Genomic DNA, 20,112 nt, shown 5'->3' with positions numbered 1-20,112 from the left:
AAAAATCTATTGCTTTTATTTTTTAAGTGTTTAAAATTAAGTAAATAAACTAAAAAATCAAATTGTGAAGGCTTTGTTAGTGAGAAGGAGAGATAGTATGAAAGCATTAGAAAAACTAAGTAATTTTGCGGGAAAATACATGGGAGCAATAGTTTTGTTAGTAGCGGCTGTTGCCTTGTTTTATCCGCCAGCATTTTTATGGATAAAAACGAATTATATCAATACTTTATTAGGCGTTGTTATGTTCGGTATGGGTTTGACTTTGAAATTGGAGGATTTTAAAGTTGTTTTTAGTCATCCTAAAGAAGTGTTGATTGGTTGTTTAGCTCAATTTACAATTATGCCATTATTAGCTTTTGCTTTATCAAGAGCATTTAATTTATCACCAGAATTAACGATTGGTGTTGTTTTAGTGGGGACTTGCCCTGGTGGGACTTCATCAAATGTCATGACTTATTTATCGGGCGGAGATGTGGCTTTGTCAGTGGGCATGACAGGTGTTTCAACGTTGTTAGCACCATTTTTAACCCCTTTGTTAACTTATTTATTAGCGGGGCAAGCGGTGGATGTCGATATGGTAAGTATGTTTTTATCTATTATTAAGGTAATCATTGTGCCGATAGCGCTAGGTTTTATCATCAATAAACTGTTTGCGGATACCACTGAAAAATTAGTTAAGGTTTTACCTTTAGTTTCAGTTACATCAATTGTTTGTATTGCGGGTTCAGTTGTTTCTGCTAATTCAGCGCGGATTTTAGAAACGAGTTTCTTGATTATCGGCGTGGTTATCGTTCATAATCTTTGCGGCTATTTATTAGGCTTTATGATTGGTAAAGCTTTGAAGTTGGATATTGCTAAAGTTAAGGCGATTTCAATTGAAGTGGGAATGCAAAATTCTGGTTTGGCGGCTTCGCTAGCTACGAACCATTTTGCTCATTATGCTTTGGCACCAGTTCCGGGAGCGATTTTTAGCGTGTGGCATAATATTTCTGGTGCACTATTAGCTAATATCTATTCAAAAATAAAAAAATAATTTGTAGTGAAATCTCTAGTCCTGTTTGCTAAAATTCAACTGTGTCAGCTAATTTAAGCTGACGCAGTTTTTTCATGATGCTTATTTTTGAAACGGATAAATACTTTTATTTTGACTAAAGAAATAAGCAACGGAACAGACAACAAAGAAATATGGGAGATTTTGAAATCCGAAAACTTCCCCGCCGATGAAAATCGGCGCTAATAAGGTACTGGTGGCACTGCCGAAAACGCTGGCGTAGCCTAATGCTGCTACGAAAAAGATTGGTAGGCCGGTGATTTCAGCTAAAAGGACTCCTAGCGTTGAGCCGATGGCGAATAAAGGTGTTACTTCGCCGCCGAGAAAGCCGATACTGATGGTGAGAATGGTTAATAAGATTTTTAAAAGCCAATCATAAATATAAATTTTTTCATCAGCGAAACTGGCAGCAATCAAATTAGTTCCTAAGCCAGCATAACGCCCTTGATGGGCAAGGATTAGCAGAATGCTTAAAGCGATACCGCCAATTCCGATTTTGATTAAGGGGTTAGTGAATTTATCAGCAAAAAATACTTTGGTTTTTTCTAATAAATCCGCAAAAAGGCTGCCAGCTAAAGCAAAAATAATGCCAATCACAATTAATTGTATAAACAATGGAAAAGTCATTTCAAGACTGGTTGTTAAGGGAAAAGTGAATTTCTCCAAACCTAAATATTTAGTGACGCTACTAGCTGTAAAAGCGGCTAACATCGCTGGCAATAAAGCTTGATAGCGCATTTTGCCAACGGTTAAAACTTCGATAGCGAAAAAAGTTGCAGCAATCGGTGTTCCAAAAAGTCCGGCAAAACCAGCCGCCATGCCAATAATCACTAAATGCCCTGCTTGTTTTTCCAGTTTACATTTTCGACTAAACCAATTAGCGACGGTTCCTCCTAATTGCACGGCAACACCTTCTCTACCAGCGCTTCCGCCGAATAAATGAGTTAACCAAGTGCCGATAATTACGAAAGGAATTAAGCGTAGCGGGATTTTTTCCAATTCTTCATGCCCAGCTTGAAAAATTAAATTCATGCCTTGTTGGCTATTTCCCCCGTATTTGTAAAAAAAGTAGCTAAATAAGACACCAACTATTGGTAAAAAAGGAATCAAATACATAAAATGTTCAGCTCTAAAATCAGAAAGGCTAATTAAAATTTCCCCGAAAAGCGCATCTAAACTACCAACAATACCCCCGATTAAAACACTGAGAATTAATATTTTTCCAAATTCAATATTTTGCTGACTATAAATTTTTTTCATTATTAAATTCCTCCTATAAAAAATGACCTCTACACACTTAAAGAAAGTGGTAGAAGTCATCAGCGTTTGCGGTTTCAGATGAGTCTGTGGGAGAACTTCATTCCCGTGTTATTTATAAAGTTATTATCGAACTTGTTTTTCAAGATGTCAAATGAAAGGCAACTTTTTTTGTTGAGTAATTGTATAGGTGTCGGTGGAATAATCTGTTAAACTAAGAGTAAAGAAAAATTAAGTAAACGAGGCTGAAAAATGAACGGCATTTTATTGATGATACCACTTTTTGTTATAAGATTTACGTTACTTAGTTTAGTAAATCAAGCAGCGGTCAAACGGGCGGCGTTTTTTCCGCCAACTGAAGGTAATGAAAAAATAGCACATATTTTTTATCAGCTTTCAAATATTTTTTTGATTTTGTATCCAGTGTTGTTAAAGGTTGAATGGCAACTGCCGTTAGTGATAATTGCCGGTTTTATTTATTTAATCGGTATCCTATTATTAGTAATGTCTACGCTAGCTTTTGCAAAACCAGCAGCTTCAGGAATCAATACGCAAGGCATTTATAAAATCTCTCGCAATCCTATGTATTTAGCTTATTTTAGCTATTTTTTAGGCTGTGTTTTATTAACTAAATCAGTGGTTTTATTGGTTGCGTTAGTGATTTTTCAATTAACTACCCATTGGTTAATTCTTTCGGAAGAGCGTTGGTGTATCGCGGAATTTGGTGAAGAATACTTAAAATGTTCGCCGCTATCTATAAGGAGTGTATTTGGGTGAATAAAGTGGCATTTCTGAATGAAGAAACGCTTTTTATGATGAAGGCTTGACTTTGACCTTAGGGCAAACTGTAGGATGAAGAGTAACTTGGGATTTACGTTGAAAATAAGGAGGATTTTTGTGTTATCAATTGGTGAATTTTCAAGGATTTGTAAAGTCTCGACTAAAACATTGCGGTACTATGCGAAAATCGGCTTGATTACGCCAGCTGAAGTCAATCAAGAAAATGGTTATCGCTATTATGCGATTGACCAGCTGGAGCGGATGCTATTTATTAATCGTTTGAAAAATTATCAGTTTTCTTTAGAAGAAATTAAAGATTTACTGAATACTGACAAACAACAAGCAGAAAAGTTACTGATAGCTTTAGAGATGAAAAAAGCCACGTTAGCCGAAAATATTTCTAAATTGGAAAATAAGCTGCAACAGCTGGATGCGGATTTAAGCAATTTGCAACATGGGCAGCCTTTCATGAATTATTTGGAAAAAATTCCTGTTCAGATAGTCGAAGCGCCGACATTAACATTGTTATCCGTGCGGGAAATGGTGAAAGAAGAAGCATTTTCGCAGGCTTATAGTCAATATTTTGGGGAATTATTTGAAAAAATCCAACGAGAGCAATTAAGCATTGCAGCGCCACCAATGGTTCTTTTTCATAGCCAAGAATTTAGCGAAGCTGGTTTAGATACAGAATTTGCGATTCCTGTTAAGGAAACTTTGCCGGGGACAACAAGGCTTTTTCAGCCAGGGAAATGTTTAAAGACGCGCTTGCAAGGTGCCTATGCTAATTTAGTTGATGTCTATGCAAAGCAAAGAAAATATGCAGAAGAAGCAGGTTATCAAAGTAATGGCGCTCTTTATGAAGTCTATGTAGTGGACCCTTCAGAAGTTACCTGCGAAAATGAGTTGATTACCGAAATTTATTATCCTGTCAAAAAGCAATAACTTTATTCTTTAACGTCTACCCAAGAAAAAAGAATGAGGTGTTTATCTATGAATCAAAAAAACTTAGCGAATTTAGAGGCGCATTTAGCAGAAAATAGTGAAAATCTGGTTGGTTTGGTTGTCTATCAGGATAATCAATTGCAATATGAAAAATATTTTAATCAAGGAACAGCAACTAGTCCAGTTCACGTTTATTCGGTCACTAAAAGCATGATTTCACTATTGGTGGGGATTGCGCTTGATAAAGGCTATCTTGAAAATATTCAACGACCAATTTTGAGTTTTTTTCCTGAATACGCAGTTGCTCCTGAAGATGAAGGAATTAAAAAAATTACTATTGAAGATTTGCTAACCATGACGGTACCTTATAAATTTGAAATGCCGCCTTATCTTGAATATTTTACAAGTGATGATTCTGTACGGTTTACTTTGGATTTATTAGCTGGTAAAGATGAGGTCGGTAAGTTTAATTATACGCCACTAATAGGACCGGATATTTTATCGGCGATTCTGGTTCGCAGTACAGGAAAATCAGTGTTGGATTTTGCTTGCGAAAATTTATTTACCCCTTTAGGAATCACGGTTGAAAAAAGCCTACACTTTAAAAATCAAGAAGAGCAAATGGCTTTTAATGCAGCGACGACCATTAGTGGTTGGGTGACTAATCAACAAGGTGTTCAGACCGCTGGCTGGGGCTTGAGTTTAACCGCACGAGATATGGCGAAAATCGGACAACTCTTTTTAAATGAAGGGCTTTGGCAAGGGCAGCAACTGATTTCTTCCGTTTGGTTAACGGAAAGCACAAGCACTCATAGTCGTTGGGAAGAAATGCGCTTAGATTATGGCTATTTATGGTGGGTGTTGAATCAAAACTCAGCTGCTGCAATGGGGGATGGTGGCAACGTGATTTACTTTAATCGTCAGCAAAAATTAGTTGTAGCAATCAACGCACTTTTTGCAGAAAATGCCGGCGACCGTTTGAAATTAATCAAAGAATTGATTGAACCAGTTTTTGCAAGATAAACAGATAACTAAAAAAACACCGACATTTTTTAAATTGTCGGTGTTTTTGTGGTTATTACAAAATAAAAGCGATTGCGATAAACAGATAGCTTAAGGGAAAATCTTTTTTACAAACCACGTAAATCGTACCCGCGATTAAAGCGAAGAACATCGCATAAAATCCGCCAGAAATTCCTTGTAAGAAAAAGTGCATCAGGCCCCAAGTTAATGCTAAAAATAAACCGCCGCTAGGTAGCTTAGCGCTTAAACGAAATTGTTCTTCAAAAAAGTGTTGCCCTAAAGCGATGGTTAAAACAATCAATAAAGATTCGGCAAAATAATAGAGAACTTGCAATAAATAAGTCGCTAGTTTTTTATCCAAGCTATGATATTCTATCCAAGGTTTAAAACCACCGAAACCAAAGCAAGTAATGATAATGGTAATTAAAATTAGCCCGCCGATAAAAATTAATTTATCTTTAGATAGATGAACTTTAAACGTGAAAATATCGAAATTGAATTTCTTTTTAGTATATAAATAAAGAAACGAAAAAGCGCCTAGCCATAAGATTGCAGTGAGTAATAAAGTTATATTTTTGTTCAAAGGTTCTTTACTGAAAATATTTACTACTAAACTTAATAGCCATTCCAACGCAAAACCTGCAAATGCATATAAACCTAGCCATAAAAATTCTATGGGCGCAACCGTGGTGGTGGCAGTGTTAGTGTTAGTGGGTTTCATTTTTATTCTCCTTATAATCGTAATGTTTATACTATTTTTTTCAGGAATCTGTATTGCTTGTTTCTGATTTTACATCTTTTGTTAAAAAAAGTAAATAATTTTATGGATATTGAATTGTTATTTTGTTTTCTTTTAGCAATAGATATTCTTTTGTTTTATAAAGATAATAAATAACTAAAGTATAATATGTTTTATCGTAGCTAAAGTATATGGTTATATTGGGTTGTTAGTCGTTATAGTTGATTTTAAGCTTGTTTATTCGCTTTTTTGTGAAGTGTTTACAAATGTTACATTTTTATTAAAGAACGTATGCAACTATTTATTTTGGTTGTAGACATATGGTATTGTTACTCTGGGATTCGTCTGTAAGTTTGTTGTTTTTGTTACTTTATAGCTATTCCGAAAACGATAGGTTGCATTATAGATGGTTTCGAAAAAGATTGAAGGGAGGACTTTTTATGGAAAGAAAAAGTCTTATGGAAAACAAACGGAAAAAGAAACAAAATAAATTAGGTCTGTTACTTGTGTTGGTAGCGCTGCTGTTACTAGGGGTGAATGTTTTAAGTAATACTCGAGCTAAATACATTACTAAAAGTGATGAAGTTACTGAAACAGCTCGTGTTGCCAAATGGTTTGAAGGTGCTACGATGGAATTAGATTTGTTTAAAGATGCTTATGCGACAGATGATACAGCTTCATATAGTGGTGAAAACTCAGTGAAAAGTGCTGATGGTGATAAAGTTGTTGCGCCAGGAACAACGCATAGTTATGAATTTTCACCAGCTCTAACAGGTTCTGCACCAGAAGTTGCTTATCGTATGGAATTTGAGGTTACTGGGGAATACACAGGTGACTGGAACAATTATTATCCATTACTATTCACTTTAGTAACAACATCTGGTGGAGTAGATACAACTGTTGTAACTGATGTTTCTTTGGATGATTTAATCGCAGCTATGAATGATTCTGCTAATGCGCTTGTTTATGGTCCTGGTGAAGTAGCTTCATCAGAGAATACAAAATATACAATTAGCTGGAATTGGCCATTTTCTACGGATGAAGCAACTGATGAAAAAGACACAGCTTTAGGTTTAGCAGCAATTGATGCTGACCTTGAAATTAATTTAACTGCAGCAATGAAAGCTGTTCAAATTGATTAATTTATCGTAAATGAACATAATTTGAAGAATTAGCAAGACAGGAAAGAGGGGATAACATGAAGCTGAATAGCAAAACTAAAATTTTTACTATTTTATTTATGTGGATTCAGCTCTTTAGTTATCCCCTTACTGTTGTTGCTGAAACGTCGAATATGTTTGTTATTGAATCTACTAATGAAGAAAAAATAATCATTAAAGAAAAGAATATTGATTTATTTGGGAATTATCTTGATGAACATGTTAAAAATGATAATGGTGATTTCATTATTGCACCAGGAACAAAAGGTGTTAGTACTTTTAATATTGTCAATCAAGGGAAACTAGCAATTGATTACCGTTTGCAAATTACTTCGACAAATAATCATCAAGTTCCGTTAAAAATTCGCATTAAAAATGGCGATAAATGGATTGTTGGTGATGCACATAATTTTGTGACTACTGAGGAAACTTTTAGCAAATTTGATAGTAGTTCACTACAAACGAATGGCAAAAATACATACATAGTTGAATGGTACTGGTTTTTTGAAGAAGACGATTTAAAAGATACTGATTTAGGTAAAAAAGCTGTCTATCAAGGGCCGTTAGATTATTCGTTAAAATTTCAGTTGATTGCTGAAGCTGATGAGCCAACACCAGAGGAATCTGGCAGTTCTGGCAATGGTGAAAACACTAACGATAAACCAACAGACAGTGGTGGTAGTAATCAAGGTGGTAATTTACCAAAAACTGGTGAACGGTCATCAGTATTTTTAAGTCTGTTAGGAATTTTATTGCTTTATGCACTATTAATGAAAAAATTAACCAAGCAACAAGAGCTTGACTAACTAATAATTAGCAGTTCGGATAAATTAATCCCATATAACGAAAAAGGGGGAAGCCTTGAAAATATGAAAAAAATCAAAAGCTTCATAAACGTGATAATTCTTTCCTTATTGGTAGCAATTATTGGCACGAATTTATATTTAATTATTCAAAGGAAAGTCTTTGACGTTCAAGTACCAACCGTTTTTGGTTATACCAGCGCAGTGGTAATTTCCGGAAGTATGGCACCAGAGATTTCGGTTAATGATTTGGTTATTGTTAAAACGGATGAAGATTACGCTGCACAGGATGTCATTATGTTTACTGATGGTAATTATCATACTACTCATCGGATTTTAGAGATTACACCTGAAGGGTATATCACTAAAGGGGACGCTAACAATACGGATGATGGCTTGATTTTAAAAGAAAATGTGGTTGGTAAAGTGATTTTTGTGGTGCCATTGATTGGCGCAATTCAAGAATTTTTAATGACGACCCAAGGGCTATTATTTATGTTTGTTTTAGGCGGTTTATTTGTCTGGCTATTCTTAAAAGATTAACTGACTCAATTCTAACAAAGGAGGTGCTTATTAATTGGAAAAACGTATTAACAAATTGAAACGGCAACCTAGGTTTAAAAAAGTTTCTTTAATTAAACGTAGTTTGTTGCTATTAGCGGTAATAACTAGTTGCTTAGCAACGGGCTTAGTTTATGGTAAATACGTGACGAAAAGTGCACCGGTTTCTAATAATGCTCGAGTAGCGGAATTTAACGTTAGCGTTGAGTTATATGGCTTTTCTCCAGAAGAAGAACCAGAGCACATCATTAGGTTAGAGTCGGGAATCGGTACGGAAATTTATTTTTTTGTGACGAATCATAATGAAGTGCCTGTTCGGGTAGAGTTGAGTGGAGAACCAGCAGGAAGCAATACTTCTGAAGAGGTTAATTTTAAATTAGAACAATCGTCGGTAGTTTTAGGCCCTGGTGAACAAAATGTAGTGATTGCTCATGTTCGTGCAGCAAAAAAAAATGTATTGCTTGAAACCATTCAAGATTTAAGGCTAGATGTAATGGTGGAACAAGTGGACTGAATATAAACTGAATGTTTTGAAATTTATAAGGAGGAACTAGAAATGAAAAATAAAAAGATTGTAGCTTTGCTATTTTTAGTGTTCACTTCCTTGTTAGCTATTTTACTTAACAATCAAACTTCAGCGAAATATACTAAAACGGAATCTTATAATTTTGAAATTAGAACGAATAAAATAGATGCAAAATCGACTGCTTTTTCGCAGATGGATGTTGGACAAGGTTTTTTGGTGGAAGAAGCTGGTTATTATGTGATTCAACTATGGGGCGCAGATGGTGGCAATGGTTCTACTGGCTCTTTAGGTGGCCACGGTGGTCATACTATTGGTATTTTGTATGTGAATGAGGGTGAAACTATTGCTATTTTAACCGGAAGAAGAGGCGATGATGGTTGGAGCAATGGCGTTGGTGGAACCGGTGGCTATAATGGTGGTGGCCGTGGTGGTGATCATGGGCCTCTTTCAAGTAAAAGTGGTGGCGGTGGTGGTGGCGCCACCGATATCCGACTTGTAAGCGATTATTTTTCATGCTTGATGATTGCTGGCGGCGGTGGCGGTGGTGGTGCTGGTAACACTGATGGTGGTGATACTCCTGGTGGTGATGGTGGTGTAGGTTATTGGACGCAGATAGATGAGGGGCTATATTCAGCTGGTTCAGCTGGTGTTGGTGATGATGGCATTCAAGGTGGTAATTATGCTGGTTTTGGTGGTAGTGATGTTGGCGGAATATCTAACGGTCAATCTAGTGTAGGTTATTTTAAAGGTTCCGATGGTACTTTAGCTCAAGGTGGGAATGGTAGTGAATGGGCTGGCGGCGGAGGCGGTGGCTTCTACGGCGGAGGCGGGGGAAGTGCCTCGTTATACAATTGTGGTGGCGGTGGTGGTGGTTCATCCTACTATGCGTCACAAATTATTACTGATTTCGCGCCAGAACTTGGTAGCGTGATTCCATCACCAACTCATTTTCCAGATAAGTATGTACCAGGCCAAGGTTTTGCGATTATTACCTATGTTGGAGAGATTTTGTCGTAAAGCTGTGAGTTGAAAAAAGAATTGAATAAGTTGGAAAAGTCAGGTTGATCAAGTAGATCTAGCTGGCTTTTTTTGTTGTTCAAATATTTAATATTTGCGTGTGCAATGATTAAGTAATTGATAAAATGCTGATTGTGCAATTTTTTTAAGTTATTTATTATTAAAAGTTAATAGATTAGTTATATTCAATAAGTAAAATAATATGAACGGAAATAGTACGCTTACATTTTTGCAAAAAAAGCTGGCAACAATCTCTACTTATTAATAATTACTTAGAATTGTATACTGATTACAGATGAGGGGATAAAAAAATGAAGGATCGAACATTTGCGATATTAAAACTTTTTATAGCTACTAAATATACTTTGGATTTTCATGTGTTGGAAGAAAAATTTCATATTAGTAGTCGTACAATTCGAAATGAAATAAAAGAAATTAATACATTTTTATTTCAGAAAGGTTTTCCAGAAATTGAAAATGTCCGAAAGGAAGGATATAGATTAAAATTAAACATTGAACAAAAAGAGCAGTTGACCGAATTTACTAAAGAAACACAATTTCCTGATTATTTAGAAAGAGAGAATCGCATATTTGATTTAATACTTGCTTTTTCGCTAGGGACTAAACCTGTCTATCTGTATCAAAAAGAGCAGGAATATATGGTTTCTAAAAGTTCTATGGATGAAGATATGCGTAGGGTTCGGGCTGTACTTCAGAAATACGGTATAGAAGTGTTGAGTATTGCTAAACGCGGGATTGTTCTTAGTGGGGCAGAACGCTCTATTAGAACAATGATTTACGATGTTATCAATCATACGGTAGGTATTATTAATCCGATACAAGAGCATTTCTCTTCGGTAAATCGGAATATCTTAAATCAATATATTCCGATTGAAATGTTAAAAAAAATAGATCAATTATATAATCAGTTTGTTTTTTCAGTAGAAGATAATATTTATCGAAATCAATTAATTGTTTTTACGGCAGTCTGGTTAAGTCGTTATTTACGACAGGATTTAATTGCTAGTTCTACTTGGGAGGTTGTGGATACACCACAAAGTGACATTAGAGATTTTGTCAATAAAATTTGTGAAGAATTTGAAATTCAACCTTCAGAGATTGAAGTAAAATATATTGTATTTATGTTAAATACTTTTAACTCTCGGGATATGCATAATTCAATTGAATGGGTACAAGCTCAATTATTAGCTATTCAGCTAATTCAGTTTGTAGAATATCAAACTAAAATTCCTTTTTCTAGAAAAGAAGAGATGTTACATGAAGGGTTATATAAACATATTGCTGGTTTAATTAATCGTGTGAAAAGTGATCTTCAAATAGTTAATCCTTTGAAAGAAAATATTCAGAAAAACTACGAAAGTATTTATTTGGCAATTCGAGAATTTATACCAGCTATTGAACAAGAGACTGGCAAGAAAATAAGTGAAGACGAAATCGCATTTTTGACTATACATTTTTCAACATCAGTCAGTGAGATTAATCGTGATTTACATTATGTCTATAAAGCTGTAGTTATTTGTAATCACGGAATGGCGACAGGTAATTTGCTTTCCGCGAATTTAAAAGAATTATTTAATATTGAAGTTTTAGCAGTGTTGAGTTCAAGAGAAATAGAATTAATTGATAAATTGGATGTGGACTTAGTTTTTACGACTGTAAAGATTAATTATGATAAAAAACCGTTGTTAGAATTAGATCCAATCATAAAAGAAGAGAGCAAAAAAGTAATTCAACAGTTTTTAACTGATAATAGTATTTATAAACGTTTAATTAATGATTCAACTGATGTAACACAATTATTTTATTCTTTAATCGAAATCATTGAAAAAAGCCAGGGGGAAATGAATGGCGAGGTATATCAAGAACTTGAAAGTGTATTTGATAAAAATCATTTAGTTATCAACAAAAAGGAGATTCAGCCGATGTTGGAAGATGTATTAAAAGATAGCGCTATTTTACTTAATCAATCTGTTTCTGGATGGGAGGAGGCAATTGAAAATGTGTCGGAGCCGTTATTAAAAGAAAAGACAATTGAAAAAAGATATGTAGAAGCAATGATTCAAACAGTTAATGAGTTTGGCCCGTATATTGTGATTGGTAAGCACATTGCTTTAGCACATGCCCGTCCAGAAGATGGAGCCAATAAATTAGGGGTTAGTGTAGCAACATTAAAAGAGCCAATTGAATTTGGAAATGATCTTAACGATCCAGTAAAAATAATTTTTTGTTTAGCGGCAGTAGATTCTTACTCGCATTTAAATATTATGAAGGCATTAGTTGATTTGATTAATGATGAAGAAAAGCTTAATCATTTAAGCGAAATTACGGATTTAACAGAATTTAAAGCAGTTCTATTTAATACAGTTAAGAAATAATTTTTTATTAAATAATAGAATGGAGAGAATTTATTTGGGAAAGAGAGTTGAAATTTTATTTGTATGTGGTGCTGGATTAGGGAGTAGTTTTGCTGCTCAAATGGCAGCTGAAGACGTTTTGAATGCACATGGGGTTGATGCAAAATTAGACCATGTAGATATTTCTACGGCAGCTTCAGTTCAACCAGATATTATAATTACTGCACAAAATTTTCAGTCACAATTTGAAAAATTTTCAATTGATGAGAGTAAAACAGCTATAGTCTATTTAAAAAATATTGTTTCAAAAGTAGAAATTGAGGAAAAATTATTACCAGTTTTAGAAGCTAAAGGCGCACTATAAAAACGTAAAGGGGAATAGAAAAATGGGTGTTGTTAATTTTATTATTCAAAATATTTTAACACAAGCTTCAATTACAATTGCATTAATTGCAATGTTAGGACTGCTACTGCAAAAGAAATCTGTAGGACAAGTTATTTCTGGAACATTAAAAACGTTACTTGGATTTCAAGTTTTAAGTGCTGGATCTGGAATTATTGTAGGCAGTTTAACTTACTTTGGAGAAATTTTTACCGCGGGATTTAATATGCAAGGGATTATTCCATCAATTGAAGCGATTAATGGTCAAGCGATGAATGAGTTAGGCTTAGGTCGAGATATTGCGCTGACGTTTTTAGCAATCTTTGTATTTAATATTATTATTGCTCGTTTCACAAAGTGGAAATATATCTTTTTAACAGGACAAGCAATTTTATGGATGGCTACAATGACGACTGTATTTGGTTATTTTGCTGGTTTACGTGGTTTAGTTTTAATTATTGTAGGTGGAATAGTGGGTGCGGTTTTTGCAGTAGCAATGCCAGCTATTGCGCAACCGATTATTCGTAAAGTGACAGGTTCAGATGATATTGCTTTAGGTCATTTTTGTACCATTGGCTATTTATTTGAAGCTGGTGTGGCTCATATTTTTGGTGAAAAAGGTGAAAATAAACGTTCAATCGAGGATATTAATTTACCAAAATCATTTGAATTTTTACAAGATACTTATTTATCAGTAATGGTTGTGATGGTACCTCTTTATATTATTACCGCAGCATTTGCAGGTGCCGGGGTAGTTGATACTGGTTCACAACACTATTTAATGTATGCTTTTTTACAAGCAATTCAATTTGTTGTAGGGGTTTATGTACTACTAGCAGGTGTGCGTTTGTTATTAGGAGAAATTGTACCAGCCTTTCGTGGAATTGCCATGAAGTTAGTTCCTAATGCGATTCCAGCGTTAGATTGCCCGGTTTTCTTTCCTTATTCACCAAATGCAGTTATTTTAGGGTTTATTACAACGACAATTGGAACAATTATTGCAATGTTTGTTTTACCGATGTTTGGTTTGGCGATGATTTTACCAGGAATGTTAACAAACTTCTTTGCAGGTGGGACAGCAGGTATTTTTGGTAATGCGACAGGTGGACGTCGTGGAGCGATTATTGGTGGGATTGCACATGGCTTTTTCATTACTTTATTACCAGCCTTACTAGTAACTATTTTTAATCATTTAGGATTTGTAAATGCTACTGCAACAGATGTGGATACGGTTGTTGCTGCTTTACTTTATGCATGGATTTTAAGTCCAATTTTAAAAGCATTTTAAATTAATGATTCAACTTTAAGTAAAAAAAGGAGAGACAAACAATGTTTGGTTTTTTCAAAAAGAAAGAGAAAAAAGTAGTTGATGAAATAGTAGAAGAAAAACTATCGGAAGAAAAAATTCAAGAGTTGCAACAAAAAGTTCAAGCTTTAGAAAGTAAAATTCAGGCTGTTCAAACAGAACAGCCTGAAGAAAAAAATAAATTAGCCCAATTACTTGAAGAACAGGGGTTGATTTACGCAGTCTTAGGTGAAAATGATCAGGCTATTTTAACCTTGGAGTGTAGCTTAACCGTCAAGCAAACAATAGGTGATGGGTATAAAAAATTAATGAGCTTGTATAATTCTAAGCGAGCGGAATCTGCTCGCTATGGCGATGATCAGGGAATTGATTATTATATGAGCAAAATGGATGAAATGCGTCAAATTGCTAAAAAAGTTACGATTAGTGGTTAAAAAATTATAGATAAAGAAGGTAAATATTAAATGTATAAAACATTAAAAGAAGTCACGCAAACTGCAACAAAATTAAATATGACTGTGGGTGCTTTTAATACTCATAATTTAGAAATGTTACCAGAGATGATTCGAGCAGCCAAAGAAATGGGAGCACCGATTATTATTCAAACAAGCATTGATACTGCAAAGTATATTGGCTATAAAGTTATGGTAGCTGTTATTAAAGAAATTGCTAATGATGAAATGGTTGATGTTTGTTTACATTTAGATCATGCCCGTGATTTTGATGAAATCAAGGCAGCGATTGATGCTGGCTACTCAAGTGTAATGTATGATGGTTCACATTTGCCATTTAAAGAAAACATTGTTAAAACTAAAGCGGTTGTTGAGTATGCTCATGCTCATGGAGCTTCTGTTGAAGGCGAACTGGGAACGATTGGCGGCACGGAAGAAGGGATTTCTGTTGCAGAAAACGATAAAATTTATACTAAACCAGAAGATGCAGTTGAGTTTGTAGCACAAACAGGAGTGGATGCTTTAGCCATCGCGATTGGTACAAATCATGGACAATTTAAATCAAAAACAGAAGTTAACATTCCTTTATTAAAAGAAATTCATGCAGTGGTGAATATTCCATTAGTTATTCATGGCGGAACAGGAGTAAAAGAAGAAGACTATCCAGAATTAATTAACAATGGGATTCGCAAATTTAATGTTGGGACAGAATTATTGGTTAATTGGACTAAAATTGCAAAAGCTTCTTTTGCTGAAACAGAAGTCAATAAATCTTTGCGTCATAATGTAATTCCGGCAAATATGGAAGTTAAAGAGATTGTTAAACATAAAATTACTTTGTTTATGAACGTCGATAATCCTTTAGAGATGAAAAAATAGAATGAAAAAATATCTGATTCTAATTGCTGGAAGTCCTGCAACAGGTAAGACATATTTGATTAATGAAATGAAAAAGAGTTTACCAGAAATGTTTGTCATTACACCTGATGAAGGCAAGGAAATATTTGCTGATTCTGTTGGTTTTGATAATCTTGCAGAAAAAGCACAATTGGAAAAACACGTTTGGGATTTTTATTATAATGTTTTAACACTATACATGAATGCTGGAAAACGAATTATTTTATCTGAGTATCCATTTAGCGGTAAACAAATTAATAAATTACAAGCTTTGTCAGAAAAATATCATTATGAAGTTATTACGGTGAGGTTAATTGCTGATTTTGACATTCTATGGCAGCGTCGTAAATTGCGTGATGTTGAAAATGATCGTCATTTAAGCCATATTATGAGTCATTATCATTTTGGAGATCAACTAGATAATCGTCACGAAGCTGATAGTTTAATCACTGAAGAATCTTTCCGAAAAATAATAGAAGATCGAGGTTATCATCAATTTCAACTAGGTGAATTAACTGAATTTGATGTTTCGGATTATCAAAAGGTGGATTATCAATCTTTTATTAAGAAATTAAAACAACGAATTATGACGAATCAATAATTAAATCAATAGCCCCACTCCTACATTAATGAAGAAGTGGGGCTATTTTTATAATTATTTTTTAGCAAAAGTTTTTTTAAAATAATAAGCTAAAAAGCTAATGTAGCAAATTGTTAATAAAGTAACAGCTAAAATGTTTTGTTGTAGTGAACCGGCTAAAGTAATAGAAGCAAAAATATTAAATAGACTGTGAAAAATCATGACAAGATAAATTGTTTGCGTATGATAATATAGTAGGGCAAAAACCAGGCCTAATAATAAGGCGTTCACGATTTGTAAAAGCACTAAGACAGGTGCAGCATCAGGATTTAAACCACTTGCTAAATGTAAAACACCGAAAATAATACTTGAAAATAGTAAATAAGTTTTAGGTTTATTATTTTTTAAATAATAGCGGAAAATGCTTCGGAAAAGGGATTCTTCTACAAAGCCCACTAAAATCATTTGAATTACGATTAAGCCGATAGTTGTTAGTGATAATGAAAAATCAATTCCTAAAATAATTGGTTGGATAGCCACGACTAAAGCGATGAAACCATAGATTTTTTTAGCTACCACTTTTTTGGTAAAACCAAAAGTTTGTAGTGAAGCATCCTGTTTTTTCATATAAAGAAATAATACTACTGCCAACAACAAGAAGGCCGCGATTTGACAAGCGATGATTCCGTTATCTGTTAGTTGTAAGATGACGCTGGCTGCTGAAAATACGCTAATTACCATGGTTAATGCGATAGCAGCACCTACTAATTTTAAATATGTTTTAATCATTTTTGTTTCCTCCAATTTCGTTTTTTAAAATATACCATGGCAATTAAAATTAAAAATAGCTATAATTCCTGTATACAGGAATTACGCGTAGGAGGAAGGTTATGTACGGAAAAATAATCAAAAAAATTCGTAAAGAAAAAGGTTTTACCCAAAAAGAAATTTATACTGGCGTGGTCTCAAAGACTTTTTACAGTGATTTTGAAGCTGAAAAATATTCTGTTGAACTTGTAAAGTTTCAAGAGTTATTGACTAATTTAGGGATTTCTTATGAGGAGTTTGAATATTACCGCAAGGAAAATCAAGTCGATGAAGCAGCAGTTTTGGAAAAACAAATTGATGAACTTTATAAAACGGGGAAATTTGAAGCGTTATATGACCTTTATGAAAAATACTATCGCCATGAAAATACCGCTTTGCGCTATTTAGCGATTCAAGCTTATTTACTGGTGTTGATTACCAATACTAATTTTTATAAATTTTCACGGGCGCCGTTTAGTGAAATTTTGGCGGAATTAGAAAATGCTAAAATGTGGACGCTAAAGGAGCTTAAACTAAGTAAATTGGTTCTGCTATCGCTGTCAGAACAAGATAAAGAGCGAGCAGAGAGTCTATATCAGCGAATCGTAGCGGAATTGAAAAAATATCAAGCCTTTGACAGTAAAATTTATTACGAAGAAATCGGTGATTTGCATTTTAATCGGATTCAAAGCTTGTTAGTGATTAATGATATTGAAAGTGCGGAAGCGACTTTAAGTCGCTATCGGGAATTGCTACAAGGAGCAGATCAAGTTTATTTAAGCTTGCAATTGCTATTTATTGATTATTTAGTCCGTCTTTACTTGGATTTTACTGCTTATCAAGAGAAAATGCAGGACTTTTTAGCACAAATGAAAGCTATTCAAACATCTGAAACCCATTTTTATCAAATTATTTATCAAATTCATCAAGAAAAAGCTAAAAATTATTGGCAAAGATATCGTTAATTTTCTTTGAGATATTGACTGGGAGAGCAGTGAAACTTGGCTTTAAATAAGCGATTAAAGTGATTGATATTTTGAAAGCCAGCTTTATAGGCGGCTTGTTTGATCGTTAAAGAATTATTGGTCATTTCAAAAAGGGCTTTTTGTAAGCGGGCTTGAATCAAATCTTCTTTAGGCGTACTGAAAAATAGTTCCTTATAAAGCTTATGAAATTGCGATTTTCCGATTTTAGCCATTTGCGATAATTGTTGAATAGTCCATGGCTGTTGGCAATTTGCTAACATTTGTTGTCGCAACGATAACAGTTCTTGGTATAAATCTTGATTATATTTGGCAGATAATTGACTTTTTTGAAAGTTACGCTCTAACTGAATCAAGATTTCTTCAACTTGCAAATGAATCATCTCATCTTTATGAGGAAATTGATTGAGAAACTCTTGCTGAATTTTTTTGATGCCTTGATTAATGGCTTCATAATTTTCAGGATAAAATAATTGGTTATAGGGCAGCTGATATTTTTCTTCTAATAAGTATGGGCTAGTGAATTCGATGAAGCTATTAAAAAAAGGCCCTTCAGCGTAATAATGTTGATAAGTATTAGGTGTATAAATCAGGCATGCACCTGGCTTGGCTTGTTGTTTTTTGCCATCAGCAAAAAGAAAAGCCATGGGGGATAAAACGACTAGCAATAAATAGCGCTGTAAACCTTGTGGTCGATAAATGACATCTTGATCAATATTATGGGTTAAAAAACCACAGTAAACGACATTCATAAAGGCTTCCTTTCTGAAATAAGACATAATGACAATAATGTTTTCGTAAAAGTTGGTAATAATCTATTATAACAAAAATGAAAGCGGATAAAAAGTCAAGCATTTCGGAGGTTAGGTTATTCTGTTGAAAGGCAATACTTCATATAATAAAGTTGTTGTTAAACTTGAAAGGAGTTTTATTTTTATGAAAAAAGCTCAGATTTTTGTCGATAAGCACTTTATTTTATCAGAAGTAGATGAACGGATTTACGGTTCTTTTGTGGAGCATTTAGGTCGCTGTGTCTATGAAGGCATTTATCAACCAGAAAGTCCTTTTGCCGATGAAAATGGTATTCGTCAAGATGTAACGGAACTGATTCGTCAGCTGAATGTACCGGTAACTCGTTATCCAGGAGGGAATTTCGTTTCTGGTTATCGCTGGGAAGACAGCGTGGGGCCTAAGGAACAACGACCAGCGAAAATTGATTTAGCTTGGCGCGTGGTGGAATCTAATCAATTTGGCTTAAATGAATTTATTGATTGGACGAAACAAGTAGCAACCCAACCGATGATGGCGATTAATTTAGGAAATCGCGGGATTGATGCAGCCAAAAATATTATTGAATATACTAATTTAAAGGGTGGTAGCTATTATAGTGATTTGCGAAGAAAGCACGGCTATGAAGCGCCGCATGACATTAAACTGTGGTGTTTAGGGAATGAATTAGATGGTCCTTGGCAAGAAGGTCATAAAATCGCTCTTGAGTATGGGCGAATTGCAGAGGAAGCAGGTAAAGTGATGCGTTTAGTGGATCCCACGATTGAAACAGTTGCTTGTGGTAGTTCTTCGTTAGAGATGGCGACTTTTGGTGAGTGGGAAGATATCGTGCTTTCGCAGTGTTATGACCAAGTGGATTATGTTTCCATGCATCAATATTATGGTAATCGTGATAATGACAGTCAGCAGTTTTTAGCTAGTTCCGATGCGATGGATGAATTTATTTCTTCGGTTATTTCAATTTGCGATGCCGTTCGAGCGAAAAAACGTGGGAAAAAGGATATTAATATTTCTTTTGATGAATGGAATGTTTGGTATCACTCAAACGCTAACGATGATACGATTGAACCATGGAGCCAGCATCCTCATCAGCTGGAAGATGTTTACAATTTTGAAGATGCTTTATTAGTGGCCAGCATGATGATTACCTTGTTACGCCATGCGGATCGCGTGAAAATCGCTTGCTTAGCCCAGTTAGTCAATGTTATCGCACCGATTATGACTTCTGATACAGGCGCGTGGAAGCAAACGATCTTCTATCCTTTTGAGATGATTAGTAATCACGGTCGGGGACAAGTGTTAAATACTTTAATCAAAGCACCAACTTTTGAAAGCAATCATGGAAAAAATGGCCGTTCGGCTTATTTGGATAGTGTTGTTATTGAAAATCCAGAAGCTGAAATGTTAACGATTTTTGCAGTGAATAAAGATTTACAAGAAAGTTTGATTTTAAGTTGTGATTTACGTCAGTATGAGGGCTATCAAGTAATCAACCATCAGATTTTGCATCACGGAGATTTAAAAGCAGTCAATACTGAAGCGCATCCTGATAATGTTGTACCAACCGCTAAAGGCAATGCCTTTATGGAGAATGGTCAGCTGCAAGCTATTTTAAGTCATCAAAGTTTCCACATGATTCAATTGAGAAAACAGTAATAAAAAATCACCACCAGAAGTTTTAT

21 protein-coding genes and 1 riboswitch are annotated in these 20,112 nt (G+C 34.6%); of the genes, 17 read left to right on the top strand and 4 right to left on the bottom strand.

Features of this window, described 5'->3' with window-relative positions; translation table 11 throughout:
* The first annotated feature begins 97 nt into the window (after positions 1 to 97).
* Positions 98 to 1,033, top strand: a complete 936-nt coding sequence (locus M2139_RS02965; RefSeq protein WP_280737449.1) for a bile acid:sodium symporter family protein — start codon at positions 98 to 100, stop codon at positions 1,031 to 1,033.
* A gap of 81 nt (positions 1,034 to 1,114) precedes the next feature.
* Here the strand turns inward: M2139_RS02965 and M2139_RS02960 are convergent, their stop codons facing one another.
* Positions 1,115 to 2,311, bottom strand: coding sequence for a chloride channel protein (locus M2139_RS02960; protein WP_280737448.1), 1,197 nt, complete (start codon positions 2,309 to 2,311; stop codon positions 1,115 to 1,117).
* 43 nt (positions 2,312 to 2,354) lie between these two features.
* A riboswitch (Fluoride riboswitch) is annotated at positions 2,355 to 2,425 on the bottom strand.
* Positions 2,426 to 2,560: 135 nt separating this feature from the next.
* Between M2139_RS02960 and M2139_RS02955 the strand changes: the two genes are divergently transcribed.
* The 3 genes from M2139_RS02955 (at position 2,561) to M2139_RS02945 (ending at position 5,053) form a co-directional block, all read left to right on the top strand.
* Positions 2,561 to 3,085, top strand: coding sequence for an isoprenylcysteine carboxylmethyltransferase family protein (locus M2139_RS02955; protein ID WP_280737447.1), 525 nt, complete (start codon positions 2,561 to 2,563; stop codon positions 3,083 to 3,085).
* 120 nt (positions 3,086 to 3,205) lie between these two features.
* The gene (locus M2139_RS02950; RefSeq protein ID WP_280737446.1) at positions 3,206 to 4,030 is read left to right on the top strand and encodes a MerR family transcriptional regulator; all 825 of its coding nucleotides are present in this window, start codon (positions 3,206 to 3,208) and stop codon (positions 4,028 to 4,030) included.
* A gap of 48 nt (positions 4,031 to 4,078) precedes the next feature.
* Entirely contained in the window at positions 4,079 to 5,053 is a 975-nt protein-coding gene (locus M2139_RS02945) for a serine hydrolase (RefSeq protein WP_280737445.1), read from the top strand.
* Between the two features lie 55 nt (positions 5,054 to 5,108).
* Here M2139_RS02945 and M2139_RS02940 read toward each other — a convergent pair whose 3' ends face one another.
* Positions 5,109 to 5,774, bottom strand: a complete 666-nt coding sequence (locus tag M2139_RS02940) for a hypothetical protein (protein ID WP_280737444.1) — start codon at positions 5,772 to 5,774, stop codon at positions 5,109 to 5,111.
* 458 nt (positions 5,775 to 6,232) lie between these two features.
* Here M2139_RS02940 and M2139_RS02935 point away from each other — a divergent pair, with 458 nt between their 5' ends.
* From M2139_RS02935 to M2139_RS02885, 11 genes are all read left to right on the top strand, one after another.
* Entirely contained in the window at positions 6,233 to 6,934 is a 702-nt protein-coding gene (locus M2139_RS02935; protein WP_280737443.1) for a hypothetical protein, read from the top strand.
* Between the two features lie 56 nt (positions 6,935 to 6,990).
* Positions 6,991 to 7,758, top strand: a complete 768-nt coding sequence (locus M2139_RS02930; RefSeq protein WP_280737442.1) for an LPXTG cell wall anchor domain-containing protein — start codon at positions 6,991 to 6,993, stop codon at positions 7,756 to 7,758.
* A gap of 63 nt (positions 7,759 to 7,821) precedes the next feature.
* A complete protein-coding gene (locus tag M2139_RS02925) occupies positions 7,822 to 8,298 on the top strand; it encodes a signal peptidase I (protein ID WP_280737441.1) in 477 nt (158 codons plus the stop codon).
* A 34-nt stretch (positions 8,299 to 8,332) separates the two neighbouring features.
* Positions 8,333 to 8,830 (top strand): hypothetical protein, encoded by a 498-nt coding sequence (locus M2139_RS02920; protein WP_280737440.1) that lies wholly within the window; start codon positions 8,333 to 8,335, stop codon positions 8,828 to 8,830.
* A gap of 42 nt (positions 8,831 to 8,872) precedes the next feature.
* Positions 8,873 to 9,859, top strand: a complete 987-nt coding sequence (locus M2139_RS02915; protein ID WP_280737439.1) for a glycine-rich protein — start codon at positions 8,873 to 8,875, stop codon at positions 9,857 to 9,859.
* 311 nt (positions 9,860 to 10,170) lie between these two features.
* Complete coding sequence (locus M2139_RS02910) at positions 10,171 to 12,255, top strand: BglG family transcription antiterminator (RefSeq protein ID WP_280737438.1); 2,085 nt, start codon at positions 10,171 to 10,173, stop codon at positions 12,253 to 12,255.
* 34 nt (positions 12,256 to 12,289) lie between these two features.
* Positions 12,290 to 12,598, top strand: a complete 309-nt coding sequence (locus tag M2139_RS02905; protein ID WP_280737437.1) for a PTS sugar transporter subunit IIB — start codon at positions 12,290 to 12,292, stop codon at positions 12,596 to 12,598.
* Between the two features lie 22 nt (positions 12,599 to 12,620).
* On the top strand, positions 12,621 to 13,904 hold the full coding sequence (locus tag M2139_RS02900) for a PTS sugar transporter subunit IIC (protein ID WP_280737436.1): 1,284 nt from the start codon (positions 12,621 to 12,623) through the stop codon (positions 13,902 to 13,904).
* A gap of 41 nt (positions 13,905 to 13,945) precedes the next feature.
* Positions 13,946 to 14,356, top strand: a complete 411-nt coding sequence (locus M2139_RS02895) for a tetratricopeptide repeat protein (RefSeq protein ID WP_280737435.1) — start codon at positions 13,946 to 13,948, stop codon at positions 14,354 to 14,356.
* Positions 14,357 to 14,386: 30 nt separating this feature from the next.
* Complete coding sequence (locus M2139_RS02890) at positions 14,387 to 15,253, top strand: class II fructose-bisphosphate aldolase (RefSeq protein WP_280737434.1); 867 nt, start codon at positions 14,387 to 14,389, stop codon at positions 15,251 to 15,253.
* Position 15,254: 1 nt separating this feature from the next.
* Positions 15,255 to 15,872 (top strand): AAA family ATPase, encoded by a 618-nt coding sequence (locus M2139_RS02885; protein ID WP_280737433.1) that lies wholly within the window; start codon positions 15,255 to 15,257, stop codon positions 15,870 to 15,872.
* A gap of 54 nt (positions 15,873 to 15,926) precedes the next feature.
* Here the strand turns inward: M2139_RS02885 and M2139_RS02880 are convergent, their stop codons facing one another.
* Positions 15,927 to 16,640: a CPBP family intramembrane glutamic endopeptidase gene (locus M2139_RS02880; protein WP_280737432.1), complete on the bottom strand. Its 714-nt coding sequence runs from the start codon at positions 16,638 to 16,640 to the stop codon at positions 15,927 to 15,929.
* A gap of 101 nt (positions 16,641 to 16,741) precedes the next feature.
* Between M2139_RS02880 and M2139_RS02875 the strand changes: the two genes are divergently transcribed.
* Complete coding sequence (locus M2139_RS02875; RefSeq protein WP_280737431.1) at positions 16,742 to 17,623, top strand: helix-turn-helix domain-containing protein; 882 nt, start codon at positions 16,742 to 16,744, stop codon at positions 17,621 to 17,623.
* Here the strand turns inward: M2139_RS02875 and M2139_RS02870 are convergent.
* Positions 17,620 to 18,393, bottom strand: a complete 774-nt coding sequence (locus tag M2139_RS02870; protein ID WP_280737430.1) for an AraC family transcriptional regulator — start codon at positions 18,391 to 18,393, stop codon at positions 17,620 to 17,622. The two genes, M2139_RS02875 and M2139_RS02870, sit on opposite strands and share 4 nt — an antisense overlap.
* Positions 18,394 to 18,577: 184 nt before the next feature.
* Here M2139_RS02870 and M2139_RS02865 point away from each other — a divergent pair, with 184 nt between their 5' ends.
* Positions 18,578 to 20,086: an alpha-N-arabinofuranosidase gene (locus M2139_RS02865; protein ID WP_280737429.1), complete on the top strand. Its 1,509-nt coding sequence runs from the start codon at positions 18,578 to 18,580 to the stop codon at positions 20,084 to 20,086.
* The last annotated feature ends 26 nt before the right edge of the window (positions 20,087 to 20,112 follow it).

The organism is Enterococcus sp. PF1-24 (assembly GCF_029893325.1).
In the GTDB taxonomy this organism is placed as follows: domain Bacteria; phylum Bacillota; class Bacilli; order Lactobacillales; family Enterococcaceae; genus HY326.
Note: the sequence above shows the minus strand (reverse complement) of the source record. Positions and strands in the feature narration are given on the sequence as shown.

Bases quoted from the DNA above. Each gene is read 5' to 3' on its own strand.
- M2139_RS02880 (WP_280737432.1), bottom strand. From the start codon at position 16,640: ATGATTAAAACATATTTAAAATTAGTAGGTGCTGCTATCGCATTAACC.
- M2139_RS02910 (WP_280737438.1), top strand. From the start codon at position 10,171: ATGAAGGATCGAACATTTGCGATATTAAAACTTTTTATAGCTACTAAA.
- M2139_RS02870 (WP_280737430.1), bottom strand. From the start codon at position 18,393: ATGAATGTCGTTTACTGTGGTTTTTTAACCCATAATATTGATCAAGAT.
- M2139_RS02865 (WP_280737429.1), top strand. From the start codon at position 18,578: ATGAAAAAAGCTCAGATTTTTGTCGATAAGCACTTTATTTTATCAGAA.
- M2139_RS02885 (WP_280737433.1), top strand. From the start codon at position 15,255: ATGAAAAAATATCTGATTCTAATTGCTGGAAGTCCTGCAACAGGTAAG.
- M2139_RS02965 (WP_280737449.1), top strand. From the start codon at position 98: ATGAAAGCATTAGAAAAACTAAGTAATTTTGCGGGAAAATACATGGGA.
- M2139_RS02945 (WP_280737445.1), top strand. From the start codon at position 4,079: ATGAATCAAAAAAACTTAGCGAATTTAGAGGCGCATTTAGCAGAAAAT.
- M2139_RS02875 (WP_280737431.1), top strand. From the start codon at position 16,742: ATGTACGGAAAAATAATCAAAAAAATTCGTAAAGAAAAAGGTTTTACC.
- M2139_RS02935 (WP_280737443.1), top strand. From the start codon at position 6,233: ATGGAAAGAAAAAGTCTTATGGAAAACAAACGGAAAAAGAAACAAAAT.
- M2139_RS02895 (WP_280737435.1), top strand. From the start codon at position 13,946: ATGTTTGGTTTTTTCAAAAAGAAAGAGAAAAAAGTAGTTGATGAAATA.
- M2139_RS02940 (WP_280737444.1), bottom strand. From the start codon at position 5,774: ATGAAACCCACTAACACTAACACTGCCACCACCACGGTTGCGCCCATA.
- M2139_RS02890 (WP_280737434.1), top strand. From the start codon at position 14,387: ATGTATAAAACATTAAAAGAAGTCACGCAAACTGCAACAAAATTAAAT.
- M2139_RS02900 (WP_280737436.1), top strand. From the start codon at position 12,621: ATGGGTGTTGTTAATTTTATTATTCAAAATATTTTAACACAAGCTTCA.
- M2139_RS02925 (WP_280737441.1), top strand. From the start codon at position 7,822: ATGAAAAAAATCAAAAGCTTCATAAACGTGATAATTCTTTCCTTATTG.
- M2139_RS02960 (WP_280737448.1), bottom strand. From the start codon at position 2,311: ATGAAAAAAATTTATAGTCAGCAAAATATTGAATTTGGAAAAATATTA.
- M2139_RS02955 (WP_280737447.1), top strand. From the start codon at position 2,561: ATGAACGGCATTTTATTGATGATACCACTTTTTGTTATAAGATTTACG.
- M2139_RS02915 (WP_280737439.1), top strand. From the start codon at position 8,873: ATGAAAAATAAAAAGATTGTAGCTTTGCTATTTTTAGTGTTCACTTCC.
- M2139_RS02930 (WP_280737442.1), top strand. From the start codon at position 6,991: ATGAAGCTGAATAGCAAAACTAAAATTTTTACTATTTTATTTATGTGG.